This is a genomic window from Pirellulales bacterium (assembly GCA_033762255.1).
Taxonomy (GTDB): Bacteria; Planctomycetota; Planctomycetia; order Pirellulales; family JALHPA01; genus JANRLT01.
Window position 1 is genome coordinate 50,297 of the sequence record JANRLT010000008.1, and the last position, 16,099, is coordinate 66,395.

At 53.3% G+C, this 16,099-nt stretch carries 16 protein-coding genes; 8 read left to right on the forward strand and 8 right to left on the reverse strand.

The genetic code is table 11. The features are described from left to right. The first annotated feature begins 335 nt into the window (after nucleotides 1-335). The 6 genes from SFX18_02495 to SFX18_02520 all read left to right on the forward strand — a co-directional run bounded on the left by SFX18_02495 (nucleotide 336) and on the right by SFX18_02520 (nucleotide 5,956). Nucleotides 336-530: a hypothetical protein gene (locus tag SFX18_02495; protein ID MDX1961993.1), complete on the forward strand. Its 195-nt coding sequence runs from the start codon at nucleotides 336-338 to the stop codon at nucleotides 528-530. Between the two features lie 183 nt (nucleotides 531-713). Continuing rightward, nucleotides 714-1,880: an ABC transporter permease gene (locus tag SFX18_02500; protein ID MDX1961994.1), complete on the forward strand. Its 1,167-nt coding sequence runs from the start codon at nucleotides 714-716 to the stop codon at nucleotides 1,878-1,880. Between the two features lie 31 nt (nucleotides 1,881-1,911). Beyond that, nucleotides 1,912-2,427, forward strand: a complete 516-nt coding sequence (locus SFX18_02505; protein ID MDX1961995.1) for a hypothetical protein — start codon at nucleotides 1,912-1,914, stop codon at nucleotides 2,425-2,427. A gap of 33 nt (nucleotides 2,428-2,460) precedes the next feature. Next, nucleotides 2,461-4,056 carry an HlyD family efflux transporter periplasmic adaptor subunit gene (locus SFX18_02510; protein ID MDX1961996.1) on the forward strand — a complete coding sequence of 532 codons (1,596 nt, stop codon included), beginning with the start codon at nucleotides 2,461-2,463 and terminating at the stop codon, nucleotides 4,054-4,056. Between the two features lie 32 nt (nucleotides 4,057-4,088). Beyond that, nucleotides 4,089-4,811 carry an ABC transporter ATP-binding protein gene (locus tag SFX18_02515; GenBank protein MDX1961997.1) on the forward strand — a complete coding sequence of 241 codons (723 nt, stop codon included), beginning with the start codon at nucleotides 4,089-4,091 and terminating at the stop codon, nucleotides 4,809-4,811. Nucleotides 4,812-4,813: 2 nt separating this feature from the next. Further along, nucleotides 4,814-5,956 carry an ABC transporter permease gene (locus tag SFX18_02520; protein MDX1961998.1) on the forward strand — a complete coding sequence of 381 codons (1,143 nt, stop codon included), beginning with the start codon at nucleotides 4,814-4,816 and terminating at the stop codon, nucleotides 5,954-5,956. A 770-nt stretch (nucleotides 5,957-6,726) separates the two neighbouring features. Here the strand turns inward: SFX18_02520 and SFX18_02525 are convergent. The 7 genes from SFX18_02525 to SFX18_02555 form a co-directional block, all read right to left on the reverse strand. Then, nucleotides 6,727-7,071 carry a DUF3147 family protein gene (locus SFX18_02525; GenBank protein ID MDX1961999.1) on the reverse strand — a complete coding sequence of 115 codons (345 nt, stop codon included), beginning with the start codon at nucleotides 7,069-7,071 and terminating at the stop codon, nucleotides 6,727-6,729. Nucleotides 7,072-7,164: 93 nt separating this feature from the next. Next, complete coding sequence (locus SFX18_02530) at nucleotides 7,165-7,641, reverse strand: hypothetical protein (protein MDX1962000.1); 477 nt, start codon at nucleotides 7,639-7,641, stop codon at nucleotides 7,165-7,167. 52 nt (nucleotides 7,642-7,693) lie between these two features. Next, nucleotides 7,694-8,830: an efflux RND transporter permease subunit gene (locus SFX18_02535; GenBank protein ID MDX1962001.1), complete on the reverse strand. Its 1,137-nt coding sequence runs from the start codon at nucleotides 8,828-8,830 to the stop codon at nucleotides 7,694-7,696. 16 nt (nucleotides 8,831-8,846) lie between these two features. Then, nucleotides 8,847-11,120, reverse strand: coding sequence for an efflux RND transporter permease subunit (locus SFX18_02540; protein ID MDX1962002.1), 2,274 nt, complete (start codon nucleotides 11,118-11,120; stop codon nucleotides 8,847-8,849). 8 nt (nucleotides 11,121-11,128) lie between these two features. Continuing rightward, nucleotides 11,129-12,055: a hypothetical protein gene (locus SFX18_02545; GenBank protein MDX1962003.1), complete on the reverse strand. Its 927-nt coding sequence runs from the start codon at nucleotides 12,053-12,055 to the stop codon at nucleotides 11,129-11,131. Between the two features lie 5 nt (nucleotides 12,056-12,060). After that, the gene (locus SFX18_02550; protein ID MDX1962004.1) at nucleotides 12,061-12,564 is read right to left on the reverse strand and encodes a hypothetical protein; all 504 of its coding nucleotides are present in this window, start codon (nucleotides 12,562-12,564) and stop codon (nucleotides 12,061-12,063) included. A 164-nt stretch (nucleotides 12,565-12,728) separates the two neighbouring features. Then, nucleotides 12,729-13,349, reverse strand: coding sequence for a hypothetical protein (locus SFX18_02555; GenBank protein ID MDX1962005.1), 621 nt, complete (start codon nucleotides 13,347-13,349; stop codon nucleotides 12,729-12,731). 256 nt (nucleotides 13,350-13,605) lie between these two features. On the opposite strand from SFX18_02555, the gene SFX18_02560 reads away from it, so the two are divergent. After that, nucleotides 13,606-14,184: a class I SAM-dependent methyltransferase gene (locus SFX18_02560; GenBank protein MDX1962006.1), complete on the forward strand. Its 579-nt coding sequence runs from the start codon at nucleotides 13,606-13,608 to the stop codon at nucleotides 14,182-14,184. 60 nt (nucleotides 14,185-14,244) lie between these two features. On the opposite strand, the gene SFX18_02565 is transcribed toward SFX18_02560, so the two are convergent. Continuing rightward, nucleotides 14,245-15,675 (reverse strand): TolC family protein, encoded by a 1,431-nt coding sequence (locus tag SFX18_02565; GenBank protein ID MDX1962007.1) that lies wholly within the window; start codon nucleotides 15,673-15,675, stop codon nucleotides 14,245-14,247. On the opposite strand from SFX18_02565, the gene SFX18_02570 reads away from it, so the two are divergent. Next, nucleotides 15,578-15,994: a hypothetical protein gene (locus tag SFX18_02570; protein MDX1962008.1), complete on the forward strand. Its 417-nt coding sequence runs from the start codon at nucleotides 15,578-15,580 to the stop codon at nucleotides 15,992-15,994. The genes SFX18_02565 and SFX18_02570 overlap by 98 nt on opposite strands. Nucleotides 15,995-16,099 lie beyond the last annotated feature (105 nt).

Below are 16,099 nucleotides of genomic sequence, written 5' to 3' on the forward strand. Positions count from 1 at the left end.
GCGAGAGTGCAGGCCAACAGCAAACTGTCCCTTGTTTTAGATTACTGTTATTGTTAAAATAATAAATATTTTGGAACTTTGGTTTAAATTTGAAACTTTGTATGTTTCGATGCATTTACGTGCTGTTGACGATCACTGGCATTTTGGCTTGTCCGTTCAACTGCGCGCTCAAAGCGGCGCACTACTACGATTGCACCACCGTTAGCGAACACGCTTGCCAATGTTGTACTTGCCAGTCCCCACCCGGCAGTGATTACTGCAACACGACGAATTCCGAGAGTCGACCTCACGATTCGACACCCAGTGACGAGGATTGTACAGATTGCATTTGTAACATGCCCGCTATCACGGTCATGCAGCGGATTGTGCTACCGGAATTCGCTGGCGTCCCAGAGTTACTTGTATTTGGTAATGATCAGTTTGCAATAGTGGGGATTGTTCGAGGGAATTTATCAGAACAGTTTTTATTTGAGCTAAAGCCACTTTCTGGTCTTAAATTGCGCATTTTCTTGCAATCATTTTTAATTTAAACGATACTATTGCCGCTGGTCGCGGTCCGCGACATACATTTTTGCGTACTTGCACAGCCAATTGGGCGTTTGGCCAATCAAGAATTAGGTAGCTCCGCGTTTGCACGTTCTGTGAATTGCCAAACAGGCCACTGAACATGAAAAGCGATTCTAGTTTGCTTTTCTTTTTCTCGTAACCGATTCATGAACCTGCATTTATTACCCTGGGAATACGGCATCCGCAACGTCTTCCGTCGCCCGACGCGCAGTCTCTTAACGCTGCTCGGGTTGACGACAGTCGTCCTTTTGGTGTTTGTCGTAGTGGCGTTTATTCGCGGATTGGAAGCGTCCTTAGCCGTGAGCGGCGATCCGAGCGTAGTGTTAGTGTATTCTGTCGGCGCGGCGGCGGATATTGAAAACTCCGCCATCCCCGCGCGTACTGCAAGTTTATTAGCAGCCAGCCTAGAAGGCGTGGATCACCGGTTTGACGTAAGCTACGTTTCGCCCGAGTTGTACATCGGCACCCGCGTCACCGTGGATCAATCCCGCCCACCCTCATTAGGAATCGTGCGCGGCGTGACGACCGCGGCGCCGCTGCTCCGACGACAAGTCCAAATGATTGTAGGTAAGTGGCCCGCAACGGGCGAAGTGTTGGTCGGTCGCTTGCTGGCTGCAAAGTTGGGCTGTTCGTCGCAGGACTTGGCAGTGGGCGACACAATCAAATTCGACGGCAGAGATTGGCGAATCAGCGGCCGTTTTACCGCAGGGGGAGCCGCCTTTGAATCGGAAATCTGGTGCGGACTGGAAGACTTGCAACAAACGCTCAAGCGGCAGGATTTGAGCCTGGTCGCACTGGGCATGGCGAATAGCGCCGCTGCTTCGGATGTCGAATTGTTCTGCAAAGAACGAGTCGATTTGGAATTGCAGGCTGTTGGTGAGACGAAGTACTACGCTTCCCTCCAAGCCCATTATCAGCCGGTGCGGATGCTCGGTTGGTTGGTGGTGTTCTTAGTTGCTGGGGCGGGGGTTTTTGCCGGCTTGAACACGATGTATGGGGCGGTCGTGGGACGGGTGCGGGAACTTTCGACGCTGCAAGCGATTGGCTTTCGTCGTCGCGCAGTAGCGGCAAGTTTGATCCAAGAGGCGTTGTTGTTGGCAATGGCCGCGTCGCTGCTCGCTGCGGTACTGGCCTTAGTGTTGGTCAACGGCACTGCGGTTCGCTTCACGATGGGGGCTTTTGCCTTACGCGTTGATAGCGTGGGAATTTTGATCGGATGTGGAACTGGTTTTTTGTTAGGTCTGCTGGGAGCCATTCCCCCGGCTATCAAGGCGCTCCGTTTTTCCATCGTGGAAGGCCTCAAAGCGGCTTGATTTTCGACGACTTTACTAAGGAGAATTTGTCATGTTGCATCTAATCCGTCCGGCTGCATTGTTAACTCTCGCGCTTTTCTGCTGCACCGGCTGCGGCAGCAATAGCAACGCTCCCAACAGTCAAGCGCCGACCGCCGCGGGAGCGGCTTACGTTTTGAAAGCGGAACCGACTGGCGCGCAAGGGATCAAGCTGGCGCGCGAAGCAGCCAAAGATAATGACCAGATCGTGGTCGTCGGCCGGATCGGCGGATCACCCAATCCCTGGGTGGATGGTCAAGCCGCGTTCACGCTCGTTGACATGGAAATGAAACCCTGCGCCGAGAGCGAAGGCTGCCCCACTCCATGGGACTATTGCTGCGAAGTTGATCTGCTCCCAAAGGCGATGGTAATGGTCAAGCTGGTCGATCCCAAGGGTAAGACGGTTACCCAGAACGCGAAAACGCTGCTTGGGGTCAAGGAATCGCAAACCTTAGTCGTTCGCGGCCTCGCCAAACGGGACGAAATGGGTAATCTGTCCATCTTGGCCGACGGCGTCTTCGTCAAATAATGAGCCTGTCAAAAGATTGTGGGGGCTGATTTCATGGCAACTTCCGTCGATCTCCGACAACTCGCAGTGGATCGTGGCGACGCGCGCGCGGGCTTGCCCGCGCGCCGCCGTCCTTGGGTGTCACGTTACGGCATCCCGTTCGTCATCGTGCTGGGTTTTGCCATAGTCGTCACATGGTCGTTTTCGGAACAATTCTTGCCGGCGAAATCCGTCACGGTCACGCCGGTTCTTGTTAGCCGTGCTGAAATCCAACAATCGGGAACTCCGCTCTTTCAAGCGGCGGGCTGGGTCGAGCCTCGTCCCACTGCCGTGATGGCTTCGGCGATGGTCGAAGGGATCGTCGATAAGTTGCTCGTGGTGGAAGGACAAGCGGTGGAGAAAGATCAACCGTTGGCAAAACTCGTCGATCAGGATTCGCGGTTGGCATTAGCTGAAGCACAAGCCCTCTTGCAATTGCGCGAAGCGGAATTAGCCGAAGTTGAGGCTGCGCAAAAAGCGGCGGCAAGCAAGTTTGAGCAACCGTTGCAATTGCAAGCCGCCTACGCAGAAGCGGAAGCGGCACTAGCCAAGTTGCAAACTGAGATGATGAATTTGCCGTTTGCGATTCGTTCGGCAAAATCGCGGCAGGCCTTGGCGCAACAAGATTATGACGGTAAATCGAGCCTCACCGACTCCATTGCCGGTCGGGTGATCCAACGTGCGAAAAATGAATTGGATACAAGCACCGCCTTAGTGGAAGAATTGGAAAACCGCGCTCCTAGTTTGGAAAAAGAAGCGCAAGCTTGGCAACGCAAATGCGAAGCTCTGAAACTGCAACTAGAGGCGAAAACCGACGAGACGCGCAAACTCGGCGAAACTCAAGCTCAAGTTAAAGCGGCCCAAGCGAGATTGCAACAAGCCAAGTTGGCTGTTGATTCAGCCGGGTTGCGTCTCCAGAGAATGACGGTCGTCTCCCCCATCGCGGGGCGTGTGCTTTCGCTCAACGCCCAGCCCGGTCGTCGTTTGATGGGCATCAACGCCGCCTCGGAACGCGACGCCAGTACGGTGGCCAGTCTCTATGACCCGGCAAGACTGCAGGTCCGTGCCGATGTTCGCCTGGAAGACGTATCCCGAATCCAATCGGGACAACCGGTGCAAATTTCTTCTGCCGCCCTCAAAACAGCCCTTGCCGGCGAGGTGATCACGGCGACTTCCTTTGCTGATATTCAAAAGAACACGTTACAGGTGAAGGTAGCGATTCACGATCCGCCCGATGTCATCAAGCCGGAAATGTTGGTGCAAGTGACATTCCTGGCCCCTCCGCAAACCAGTGCGGCATTGGAACTGGCCCAAGAGACCGTCCGTTTATTGATTCCCACGGCACTGGTTGAAAAATCGGAATCCGGCGCACAAGTCTGGATCGCGGATCGCGCCAAGAATGTGGCCCGCAAACAATCGGTTCGCTTGGGTACGGCCAGCACCCAGGAACTGACGGAGGTCGTGGAAGGGTTAACTCCCTTGGACAAACTTGTCGTGGGAGGTCGCGAAGGTTTGACTGAGGGAGAACGAATCAAAATCAGCGGTGATGATACCTCGTTGGGGTCGCATAACAGTGCGGTTCCTTCAAAGCCGACAAACAAAAGCAAATAACGACGCTACCTCAAACGCCTGGGAATCAGCATATGGCCCTCATAGAAATCCGCAAGCTCACCAAACAGTTTCGCAAAGGCGAAGAAACGATCACTCCCTTGCGCGAAGTCGATCTCGATATCGAGCGGGGTGATTTCGTCTCGTTGATGGGAGCCAGCGGAACTGGCAAGAGTACGCTGCTCAACGCTCTGGCCGGGATCGACCACCCAACTGACGGGAGGATCGTCGTGAACGGCGTCGATATTACCCGCCTCTCGCGCGGCAAGTTGGCCGATTGGCGCGCCGCGAACATCGGCTACATCTTTCAGATGCACAATCTGATCCCCGTTCTGACGGCCTACGAAAATATCGAACTGCCGTTATTGCTACTCCCTTTCACCGGAGCCGAACGGCGCAAACGGGTAGAATTGGCGCTCGATGCTGTCGATCTCCGCGATCGGGCCAATCATTACCCACGGCAACTCTCCGGTGGACAGGAGCAACGCGTCGGCATCGCCCGCGCGATTGTCGCCAACCCGACGATCATTGTCGGCGACGAGCCGACGGGCGATCTCGATGCGGTCACGACCGAGCAAACCCTGGATTTGGTCGAGCGATTGAATACCGAGTTGGGGATGACGCTGCTGCTCGTGACGCATGATCCCAAGGTCGCCGCAATCGCCGGACGGCAATTGCGATTAGAGCAAGGGAAGTTGCTGGAAAAAGGCAAGGAAGTGGCGTTGGTCGGTGCGGACCTTGAACAACGGAGCGCCTGACCATGTTTCGCTTCGCCGGTTATGTCCTGAAAAGCCTCTGGCGGCATCGCGGCCGAACAATGCTGACCGTCAGCGGTTCGGCCGTGGCGCTCTTCGTCTTTTGCTGCGTGGGAGCGGTGCAACAAGGCTTGGAGCAACTCACCAAAAACCGCCAAGCCGAGCGCACCTTGATCGTCTTTCAAGAAAACCGCTTCTGCCCCGCCAGCAGCAAACTACCGGAAGACTACACCCGTGTGGTTGGCAAACTTCCGGGAGTGAAAGAGGTTGTCCCAATCAAGGTTTTCACAAACAATTGCCGAGCCAGTTTGGATGTGATCGTCTTCAACGGAATGCCCCCTGAAAAGCTTCGTGCCGCGCGGGATTTGACGCTACTCAAGGGAAGTTGGGGTGATTTCGACGTCCGGACCGATGCGGCCATTGTCGGGCAAGCTGTCGCCGAGCGGCGCGGGCTCAAGGCAGGACAGAAGTTTTCCATCGGCGAGGTAACGGTTTCCGTCGTCGGGACATTCCGTTCGACGGTGCCTGCGGAAGAGAATTTCATCTATACCCATTTGGATTTTTTGCAACGCGCCAAAGGGAAGAACGCGGTCGGCACAATTACGCAGTTGGAAGTCTTGCTGACCGATTCGGCAAATCCCGATGAATTGGCGACCAGGATCGATGCGGAGTTTCACAATGGTCCGGTCGCCACGACGACGCGCTCCAAAGGTGTTTTTCAAGCCGACACCTTGGCCGATTTGGCCGAGTTGATCGGTTTCGCCCACTGGCTCGGTTACGCGTGCGTGGGCTTGGTTCTGGCTCTTGTGGCAACGACCACAGTCATGGCCGTGCAGGACCGAATACAAGAGCATGCGATTCTGCAAACCATTGGTCTGCGACCGTGGCGAATCTTTCGGTTGGTCGTGACGGAAAGCTTGTTGCAAAGCCTGGCCGGCGGATTGCTGGGCATCGGTTTCGGAATGCTGTTGCTGGCCTGGGGCGATTTTGCCGTGGGAGCCGAAGGTGTCATGATCGCGTTTCGACCCTCGGCGCAATTGGCAGTGGTTGGTGCGATTGTTTCCGCGGTTGTCGGCATCTTGGCTGGCATCGCACCCGGTTGGCAAGCCGCACGGGCTGAAATTGTCACCGCTCTACGGCAAGCATAATGCATTATTGATTTTTTAGCGAGTTATAGATGTCACCACATTTGAAGCGTGGCTTGAGCTAACACGCCTTGAATTCGCTAAAAAGTTAGGGCGCGGTGATTGCCTGTAGACTATTAGTGAGCAACAAGCCTTCGATTTCGGCGGTGACTATTAGCAACGGCCTTGTTGAATATTACCACTAATTGTGCTTGCACACCCAAAAAATGGCCACGCTAGCAGCCTGTTGAAGTAGTATTTGCAGCCACAAGATGTTGTGGTTTTGACCAACACAAAACAACTGCTGTTTGTGCATGCACTTTGTTTTTCAGCAGGCAGCTAGCACGGGATGTGGTATGAAAAATCCAATTAGTCAACAAGGCCATTTGCAACTCTTAAAACGCGGCCAGTTTCTGTTCCATCACTTTTCCAGTGTTCTTGGCCCTTCACTCTGAACAAACATCCAGTTATGGTTGCACCAGGGTTGCACCTGCGACAGGGCAACTATGTTCCAATCTTACAACCGCTTTCAAATTGACAGTCTGACCATTGGCACCGATAACACAATAGAGAACGCTGGAAGTGGCACTGCAGTCAACGAGACACGACCATAGTCACAATATTGACAGCGACCGTTACTAATTCGGAATGACAAGACACCATCAGATTTTTTCTACCGGGCCGTTCGGGAAATGCTAATTCATGAAGTGTCAAAATGGCATTAGTAGCTTAAGTCGCTGAGGCGGTTACCAATCTGAAACCGTGATGCCCACATAGAATTGTACTAATGCTTGTCATTCAGCGGACATGAAAGCAAACCAACACCCAATTGTTAGCGAGGATAATACAATTCCAGCGGCAATTGCTGGCCAGAATCCCAGCCCTAATCGAGTTGCAAAAGCCAACGGTAGAAAAAACGGCAATCCGAGTGGAACAAGTACCAGCGTTTCGCGGGCCATTTTAGAAATTGCGGGCAAGTCGCGATGCTGATTCCAACTCAAGACAAATGCCAAGACGCTGACGATTGGCAACGACAGGAGTAACGCGCCATAGCGGGGATATCGCTTGGATAGCTCCGCCACGGCGACGATGATGATCGCAGTGATACTTACGCGGACAACATTCCACAGAATTCCCATACGATTCTCCTTCCATTTTGCTTTCCCACTGGCGGGTGCAAGTTATTGCAACCATTCGCCAGGGGGAATCATGCTCACTGGATCGGTTAATAACTATTCCTTAAATTCACCCGTCGCCGGTTTCCCGTCGATTTCGCCGGAGACAGTTCCCTGGAAATCGGCCACGTTGCCGATACCAGGATCGGTGCCGACAAACTTAGCCGCTTTGCCATCAGCCGTATCGACGGGCGACAGCGTAACGGTCATGGGGGCGACGACGGTTCCGTCTTTGGTTTTCGTCTCTTTGGTACTCAAGACAAATTCCTTGGCCGCGATGGCGGATGGTGTTTTTTCGTCACTGCCAAGGAACAGCACCGTACATTCCTTTTTGCCGTGATCCACGGTAAATTCCGCATGATGACTCCCCAGATCAAACACCACCCCGCCGTTCGGCCCAGTACCATGTGCATGTTCAGGCGTGACAGGCAACCCCTTCTTGGCGTCAGGCTTGGGGGCTTTGGAATCCGAGCAACCCGTCAACGCCAGGGCCGCGAAAAAGAAACCCGCACTCAGCAACTTCAAGTATCTCATGACATCAATCCTCTCGTAAAAAATGAAACAAATCGGAACGTCATACGCACCACTAAACGCCTTCCAGAAGTTCTTCTTCAGAACTCCCGCCGTGGACCAACCGTTCGGCGTCCTTGCCGCTAAATTTCCAAAACAAACCGGGGTGAAGCAGGAACTCGCAAAATGTGGAAGTCATCAGACCGCCCAAAATGACAGTGGCAACCGGATAAAGAATTTCCAAACCCGGCTTTTTTCCGCCAATCACCAACGGCACTAACCCGATCCCCGCAGTAAGCGCCGTCATGAGGACGGGAGCCAGTCGTTCCAAGCTTCCTCGCAATACCGTCGCTTCCGAGAAAGCTTGACCTTCTTCTTTCATCAAATGGAAATAATGCGTCACCAGCAAGATGCCGTTTCGCACGGCGATACCTCCCAATGAAACAAATCCGACCAAACTCGCAACCGTCAGCGATTGATTGCTCACCATCAACGCCCAAACTCCGCCGATAAAAGCCGTGGGAATCGCGTTGAGGATTTGAAAGGTGATGCGTGGCGAGGGATACAACATCATCAGCACGACGAAGATTCCCGCCAGCGACACACCGGCTAAGCCCGAAATCATCAGCGTGGCCGAGCGTTGGGCTTCGAATTGTCCGCCGAACTCGATGAAGTACCCCGCCGGGAGTTGCACTCGTTGCCGCACATTCCGTTCGATCTCTTCAATGGCTCCCGCCAAATCTCGTCCGGTCACGTTGCAGCGAACGACCTGCTTGCGGCGAACGTTCTCACGATTGACCAAGTTCGGACCGCTTGCTGCTTCGGGAAAATCCGCCAAATCTTTCAAGCGCACTTGTCCACGGCCATTAGGCAATTCAATCCGGAGTTCCTTCATAAAATCTGGGTTCGAGCGATAGGGTTCTTGGAGCTTTATTACCAGATCAAATCGCCGTTGACCTTCCAGGATTTTCGAGACAACTTCGCCTTTCAAGGCGGTCTGAACGAAGTCTGCGACAAATTCACGGCTAACGCCGTAGAGCGCGAGTTCACTCGTTCGCAAGACAACATGCAATTCGTCAACTCGTTCTTGGGGATCGACGATGGGCGGCGTCACACCTTCCACTTCGGCGAGCACGGTCCGAACTTCTCCGGCAAGTTGCCGAATCTTGTCCAGATCGTCACCGTAGATTTTGACCGCGACTTGGGCATTCACGCCGGATAGCATGTGACTAATTAAGTGCGAGAGAGGGCTGTTCCGCTTCGATCTCGACCCCCGGCACTTCAGCCCGCAAATCTGAGAGGACGGTTTTCAAGAATTCATCGCGGTGTGTCCCGGCGTTGGGGTTAATCGTCAAAATGTATTCGCCCACATTCACCGGCTGAGCATGTTCGTCGAGTTCCGCTCGCCCCGTACGGCGGGCGAAATGAAGAATGGCCCCGTCGGGGTTGTCCTTGGATTTTTGCATCGTCTTTAGCTTCCGATCAATTACATGAGAGACTTCATTCGAAGCCTTCAACGACGAACCGCCGGGCAACGCGACATTGATTTGCACGCTTCCTTCATCGAACTTAGGCAAAAAGTCGGCTCCCATGCGCGTCAACTGCCACGCACTTAAACCGACGAGCGCCCAGGTCAACAGCAAGAGGATACCGGCATGTTGCATACTAAAGCGAATCAAATAACTCGCTCCCCATTTCAGCCATTGCAGCAACTTGCTGTCATGTTGCCGGTGGGTCGCTTTCGATTGCGGCAAAAGGTAATAGGACAATACCGGCGTGACGGTGAGCGAAACGACTAATGAAGCCAGGATCGAGACGATATAGGCGATTCCGAGCGGAATAAATAAACGACCTTCGACCCCCGATAACGCGAACAACGGGAGAAACGCCAGAATCACCACCGCCGTACCGAAGACAATCGCCGAACGGATTTCGCGACTGGCTTCATACACGACCAAGAGCGCGGGCTTGGGTTCGGCTAGCGCATTATTTTCCGAAAGCCGCCGAAAGATATTTTCCACATCCACGATGGCGTCGTCCACGAGTTCACCCATCGCCACCGCGATTCCTCCCAACGTCATCATGTTGATCGACAATTCCGTGCCCGTGAGCGTGCCGATGAAGCGGAACACCAAGGTCGTGATGACTAACGACAGGGGAATTGCCGTTAAGGTAATAAATGTCGTACGGATGTTGAGCAGAAAGAGGAACAACACAATGACGACGAGAACGGCCCCAATGACGAGCGCCTCTTCGACGTAGTAAATCCCCCGGTCGATAAATCCCTTGAGCTGAAACAACTCGGTATTGATCACCAAGTCGGCGGGGAGTGTGGCCTCCACTTTCCGCAACGCGGACTTCACTTGCTCAGTAAGCCTCCGGGTATCTGCGTGCGGTTGCTTCACAATCGTGATCACCACGCCCGGATTGCCGTCAATGCTCGCATCGCCCCGTTTGGGAGCCGGACCTTCTTGGACGGTGGTAACATGCTTGAGTAACAAGGTCCGCTCGGAGATGAACTTGATGGGCACTTCCAGCAGATCATCGACCACTTGCTGTGGAAGCGGCCCTAGCCGACCAATGATGCGAACAGGGCGCTCGTTTTGTCCTTCTTCCAAAAAGCCGCCGCTCGTATTGAGATTGTTGGCTTTGAGTGCAGCTTCAATCTCGGTCAGAGAAATATTGAATTCTTGCAGTTTGGTCGGATCGACGAGGACTTGATATTGTTTGATCTCGCCCCCCATGATAATCACTTCGGCGATGCCGGGCAGCTTGATCAATCGTGGCCGGATAACCCAATCCGAGATGGTTCGCAGATTCATCCGTTCTTGTAACGGTGTCCGAAACGTTACCGTTTGAGGATTGCCGTCGAGTTTGAATGTTGCAGTTAGCTGTGGTGTAGCTCCTTCCCATTGCACGTCTCCCGCGATGACTTTCACCCACGTCTCGGGATCATTTCGCTCGCGTGGTTTCCAAACGGTGATATCGGAATTGTCAGCGAGCACAATTCGTTCGGCCAATAATCCTGTGTCCCCGATCGAGGCGAGTTCGCCTCCCTGTGGACCCTTGCGGCGATGCAAACCGATATGCAAAATTTGCCCCATAATCGAGGCCGGAGGTGTCATCTGCGGGCGAATCCCATCTGGCATTGGCACGACTGCAAGTCGCTCCATGACCACTTGTCGGGCATAGCGAATCTCCGTGCGCCAATCGAACTCCACGTAGATCACGTTCATGCCCTGACTCGACTGGCTTCGGACGGCTTCCACTCCCGAAGCGCCCAGCAGTGCCGTCTCAATCGGAATGGTGACCAAGGTCTCGACTTCTTCCGGCGACAGTCCGGGACATTCCGTGAGGATAACCACACAGGGTCGGTCTAGGTCGGGGAATACGTCAATCGGGATCGCTGTCGTTAAGTAACCGCCATAGACCAACACAACCAGGCAGGCAGCTAGAACTAGCGTCCGGTATCGCAAGGCAAGACGAATCACGGCGTTTAGCATGGAGTTACCTATTGCTTCCCTTCGTCTTCATTTTTATGGAGACTTCCATCCGCGTGGATGTGGAAGCCCTTAGGAACTCCACTCGCGCCCCCCTTGGTCATGCGGTTCAACTGGGCCGCGGCGGTGCGGACCACTACGGCAATCGTCCAATGCTCCTTACCCTTCAAATAGGTTGGTAAGGAAACGTCATTCGCAATCACCATCTGCTCATGATCGCGGTGAAGCACATGCACGCTTTTCCGCTCGAACGTGTTGACGTTTTGCGTTAAGACAAAAGCTTCCGGACCTTCGAAGACAACCGCGTCGGCAGGCAGCACAAAAACGTCTTTAAGTTGTTCCACTTTGACTAGCACGCGAACTTTTTGCCCCGGACGGAATCTCCAGAGCAGTTGCGTCTTGTCTCCTTGGATAATTGATTTGGATTGATTCTCTAAAGGGATCAGAAATGTAAATGTCCGGGAGACAGGATCAATCGTGTTGGCGAGGTAGCGGATGGGGAACGTCCGTTCGAGTATGGGCCAATCGGCGTCCGGAGCTTCCTGAAAATCGACTTGGACCGACCAACCTTCTTCGACGCTTCGTTCCAGGATGGGCGTTTCGTCGCGGAATGCCCGGCCCTCAATGGCCAACATTCGGTGATTCGAGAGGTGACAAAGCGTTTGTCCCGCTTGTACTTGCTCGCCTAATTCAACCTTGAGTTCTTGAACCTCGAATGCCAACCCCGACTCATCAGGAGCCTGTGGACCGGCGCTGGAATTCTCTGTCGTGTTAAGTCCCTGTTGACCGGAAATCGGCGCGGGGACAACGACGGAAATCTCGTTCACTAATTTCCCCGTGGCAATTCCATCAAGGTCGTATTTCGATAAGCCTCGATTGAGTAGTTCCAGCCGATAGGCTTTGACCGCCGCTTCCAAGCGCGCAATTTCGTTTTCCACCTAAATCAATTTGGCTGGAGCGATTCCTTCGCCGCCATTCGCTTTCGCCGGGCAGTGGCGAGTTCGATATTTTGGCTCGCATTGAACAATTCCGTTTGCGTTTGCTGGAATGACTCACTGGCCAGTTTGAGCGTGAATAGCAGATCGCCACGCCGAACCGTATCGCCAGGGAGATGCGCAATGTGACTGATCGTGCCGATAGCCGGGGCAACGATCTCCCGGTCGCTCACCCCCGGCCGATCCACAACCATGCCGGGGACTGTCATCGATTTCCAAAACGGCTCGCCCATGACCTGCTTGGCGGTCAACTTCAAGTTCTTCTGCGCTTGATCACCGACAATAATTTTGGTTGCGGTTACTGAGGATTCATCCGTAGGAACGGCGGAATTCGCCTCATCACGTGGGCCAGTCTGCGGCAGCCAGTAAGCCCGCGAAAAGTAGCCCGCAATCGCTATCCCGATGATGAGGGGAGCGAGCGCATACGGATTAAGAAATCGAAACGGCTTCATAGGAAATCTTCTCCGGCTTTCCGGCGGTAATAGCGCATCATGCGCAATGTGTTCGAGTGCGGATGGGATCTATTAGCTGCGGGAACGCTAGGCATATAGCGTAAGTCACGCGAGCTACGTTACAGTGGCGCAGAAGAGCGCAAACTCAAGCAAGCTTGCCCAAATTAAATGCGGAGAGTCCGCAATTCTAAGAAGCGCGCGCAGTGGTGCTCGCGATTTTTCGGCATCGTTTTACAATCGCGATTATGCCATTGGTTAGTCGCCGGAATAAATATCGCGGATTGCATCAACAATCCTGCGCTGGCAAGTGGCGATTGGGAAACCAACTCACTGCCCCGACCAGTCGGCTCGCAGGTCGTTGTCACTGAGGTTAAGTAAATCGCGTCCGCGCCGTGATGCTCAACATGATCGATGGCCGTGTCGGGAACCGTAGATTCTTCCTGATGGGTCGAATATCCGTATTTATCCTGATGCTCACCATGCCCATTCGTGGCGTGGCGATGTTCATGCTGTCCGTGACAATGACCATGGTCTGCGTGATGTTCATGGTTCTCACCCATCAGCCAGGAGATATGGACATGCGGCATAGCGCTATGATCCGCGGATTGCATTCCTGCATGCGCATGAGAAATCGCGGCCCATTGGCCGAGGATAAATCCCACGAGTGCGAGGATCGCAACCAAGCATCGGAACATAGATTTACCTTGGTTCTCCTGTAAGCAAACCATCGCAATCTGGAAACTATGCCTTTCGACCGAGCCCCGATGGCTGGCTGTTTTCGGCACTCTGGCAGTATACTATGTTTTTCCAGTGCGATATAGACTGAAGTCAAAAACGACTTCAATTTGTTCACAAATTCGCTCTAACTGTAGTTCACCAGTACCTTAACCACAGTTGGAGAGGGCATTCAAACGCTCAATTTACGAATCCAGATAAAGGTCATTGACTTCCTTCAGGGGCAGTATCTACTAGAATTCTAACGCCAGCCGGTAGGTATCGAAAGTCATGGCCATCGCATTATAACGACGACTGGATGATTTTGTGAAGCTTCGTGACAGTGGAATGCCTGATGAAGCATATTGGGAAACGCTTTTCGACATTCCGCATACTCTCGACGCACTGGGGGTTTGCCGGGCGTTGACTGATGTCGTTGAGCTGGGATGCGGTTACGGCACTTTTAGCATCCCAGTTGCGCGGCGAATTTCCGGCACGCTTTTCACCTACGACATTGACTCCCGAATGATCGAGCGAACTAAGGCACGCGCAGCTAATCTGGAAGTCAGCAACATTGTCATTCATGAGCGCGACGTCATCGAGCGTGGCTTTGAGTTACCAGCACAAAGCGTTGATGCGGTGCTGCTGTTTAACATTCTGCACTGCGAGCATCCGGAATTGTTGCTGTCTCAAGCTAATCAGGTCTTACGACCTGGTGGTCAGTTGCTTGTGACTCACTGGCTCTATAATGCCCAAACGCCGCGCGGACCCGCATTGGAGTTACGCCCTCGCCCCCTACAAATCATTCAGTGGGCGAACATGAAAGGCGTTTTCAATGTTGTGGGCGCAGAAATCCGCTTGCCACCTTGGCACTATGGGTTAAAGCTTCTTAAATCTGGTGAATAAAGTTGGATAGTCGAGTGACCTGAGAAATGCCGAGGGACCTGGGATCGATTCAGGAGTCAATTACTGTCCACTTGTCGCTTGCAAACTATTGCTCAGAAGCAACCCTTCGATTTCCAAAGCGACGGTGCGCAGCTCCGCAATGGAGTTGAGGTATTCCAAGTTGGTTTGCGAAAACGTTCTTTGCGCGAGTAAGAACTGAAGGTAATCAAATTCTCCCGCTTGGTATGCTTTTTGGACAAGTCCTAGATTTTCTTGTGCGTTGGGTAAGATTTCTTGGGCGTATCGCTCGACCTGGATGCGGGCGGAATCGTAGCGCTGAAACACGACGGCCAAGCGTTGCTGTAGATCCAACTCCAGTTTTTGCAAAGAACGTTCCGCGACGAGCGCTTCATGTCCTGCCTGTGTAATTCCCCCTTGGTTTCTGTTCCACAGCGGAATCGGGAGCGTCACTTGAACCGCACCGTTGACCGCATCGATAGAGCGATCGTCCTGCACGATCCCCTGAAAGGACAGATTCGACTTCTTTTCGGCTTGTGCCCGCTGATACGCCCAACGTGTCCGTTGAATTTCGGCTTGCGCAGCGGAGATTTCCGGACTGGTCGATAATAAGCGTTGCAGCGAACTCTCCCATTCATACCGGGGAATGTCCGCATCCACGATACCCGCCAAGGGCTGAGGAGCCAGCGTTGGCACTCCCACGATTGCGGCCAATTTACGCCACGCCTCGACATATTGATTCTCGGCGCGTTGCTTGAGTACACGCGCGGACTCGTATTCGATTTTGCCTTGCAACAAGTCGGTCTTGCCGACTTCTTTGGCGTCAAGCCGTCTTTGTGTAATCGTCACCATATTCGAGGCGACTTCGGATATCTGCTGGGCCAACATTACCCGGCGTTGTGCGATCAACACTTCAAAGTATGTGATCCGCACGTCGGTTATGACGCGCATGCGTTGGGCAGCGAATAGCTGTTCCGCCCGCTGCACTTCCTGGCCGACCACGGCGCGATTGAGTTGCAGTTTGTGTCCCATGATCAATTCTTGACCGAACACAACGCCCCGCTGTTCGACCGTGTTGCCGCTTCCGGTTTGTTGGCTGGAGTAACCGGCATAAGGATTGGGAGGCAAACCGACTTGTTCCCACTTCCCGCGTAGTGCATTCACTCGCGCCGCGGATTCCGCCAGAGAGGGATTATTCCGGAGTGCAATGTTCTCCAAATCCGCTAAGTTCATTGCGCCGGGAGCCGGCGCTGGCGACGGCACTGTTTCTTGAGGAGGATCAGGGAGTGGAGCTTGATGTTGAGTCAAAGAATAGAAAATCGGCATTAGTGGTTGCGGCACGACCGACGGATTTACTGGTGGCAACGCTTCGACCGCAAGCATGGTTGGCTGTCGAATGGAAATTGAATTCGGTGCCGTCACTTGGTGTTCACGTGTGACCTGGGACCAAAGCAGTGAAGAAGATGAGCTATACCAAAGAAGGCACGAAATCATCTTCAGGCTGGTTTGTTTCGCAAAACGAGAGCGAGGTTCGGCTAATGAAGCGATTTTGGACAACATGTATAATCTGGCAGAGTGCGGGGGCCATGTCGCGAGTCGTCTGAAACCAATTTGGCAAAAGCCAAATTGCTTTACAGGTTTGATCCGCGCAATAATGGACTGGATAGTAAACGTAATTTTTATTACGTTACACAACGACAATCACGGGTGGGTGATTCCGGCCGCCGCGCCAAAGAGAATCAACCAAGGAGCAAGCCATAAGGCAAACTCCGGTGGTATGGGTAATATCGGAAAATTCGGAAACCAGACTTGAAGAGAAGCTGGCAAAGTAACGATAGATACCCGCGGTTGTTGCTAGCATAAAACTGTTTCGCCCTAAGAATGGAACGTCAAATTTTAACAGTCGATGATAAGCAGG

What these genes read in the sequence shown, in the direction of transcription:
- SFX18_02505 (MDX1961995.1), top strand. Translation starts at nt 1,912, where the DNA reads ATGTTGCATCTAATCCGTCCGGCTGCATTGTTAACTCTCGCGCTTTTC.
- SFX18_02540 (MDX1962002.1), bottom strand. Translation starts at nt 11,120, where the DNA reads ATGCTAAACGCCGTGATTCGTCTTGCCTTGCGATACCGGACGCTAGTT.
- SFX18_02565 (MDX1962007.1), bottom strand. Translation starts at nt 15,675, where the DNA reads ATGATTTCGTGCCTTCTTTGGTATAGCTCATCTTCTTCACTGCTTTGG.
- SFX18_02510 (MDX1961996.1), top strand. Translation starts at nt 2,461, where the DNA reads ATGGCAACTTCCGTCGATCTCCGACAACTCGCAGTGGATCGTGGCGAC.
- SFX18_02525 (MDX1961999.1), bottom strand. Translation starts at nt 7,071, where the DNA reads ATGGGAATTCTGTGGAATGTTGTCCGCGTAAGTATCACTGCGATCATC.
- SFX18_02550 (MDX1962004.1), bottom strand. Translation starts at nt 12,564, where the DNA reads ATGAAGCCGTTTCGATTTCTTAATCCGTATGCGCTCGCTCCCCTCATC.
- SFX18_02515 (MDX1961997.1), top strand. Translation starts at nt 4,089, where the DNA reads ATGGCCCTCATAGAAATCCGCAAGCTCACCAAACAGTTTCGCAAAGGC.
- SFX18_02500 (MDX1961994.1), top strand. Translation starts at nt 714, where the DNA reads ATGAACCTGCATTTATTACCCTGGGAATACGGCATCCGCAACGTCTTC.
- SFX18_02530 (MDX1962000.1), bottom strand. Translation starts at nt 7,641, where the DNA reads ATGAGATACTTGAAGTTGCTGAGTGCGGGTTTCTTTTTCGCGGCCCTG.
- SFX18_02495 (MDX1961993.1), top strand. Translation starts at nt 336, where the DNA reads ATGCCCGCTATCACGGTCATGCAGCGGATTGTGCTACCGGAATTCGCT.
- SFX18_02570 (MDX1962008.1), top strand. Translation starts at nt 15,578, where the DNA reads ATGGAAATTGAATTCGGTGCCGTCACTTGGTGTTCACGTGTGACCTGG.
- SFX18_02520 (MDX1961998.1), top strand. Translation starts at nt 4,814, where the DNA reads ATGTTTCGCTTCGCCGGTTATGTCCTGAAAAGCCTCTGGCGGCATCGC.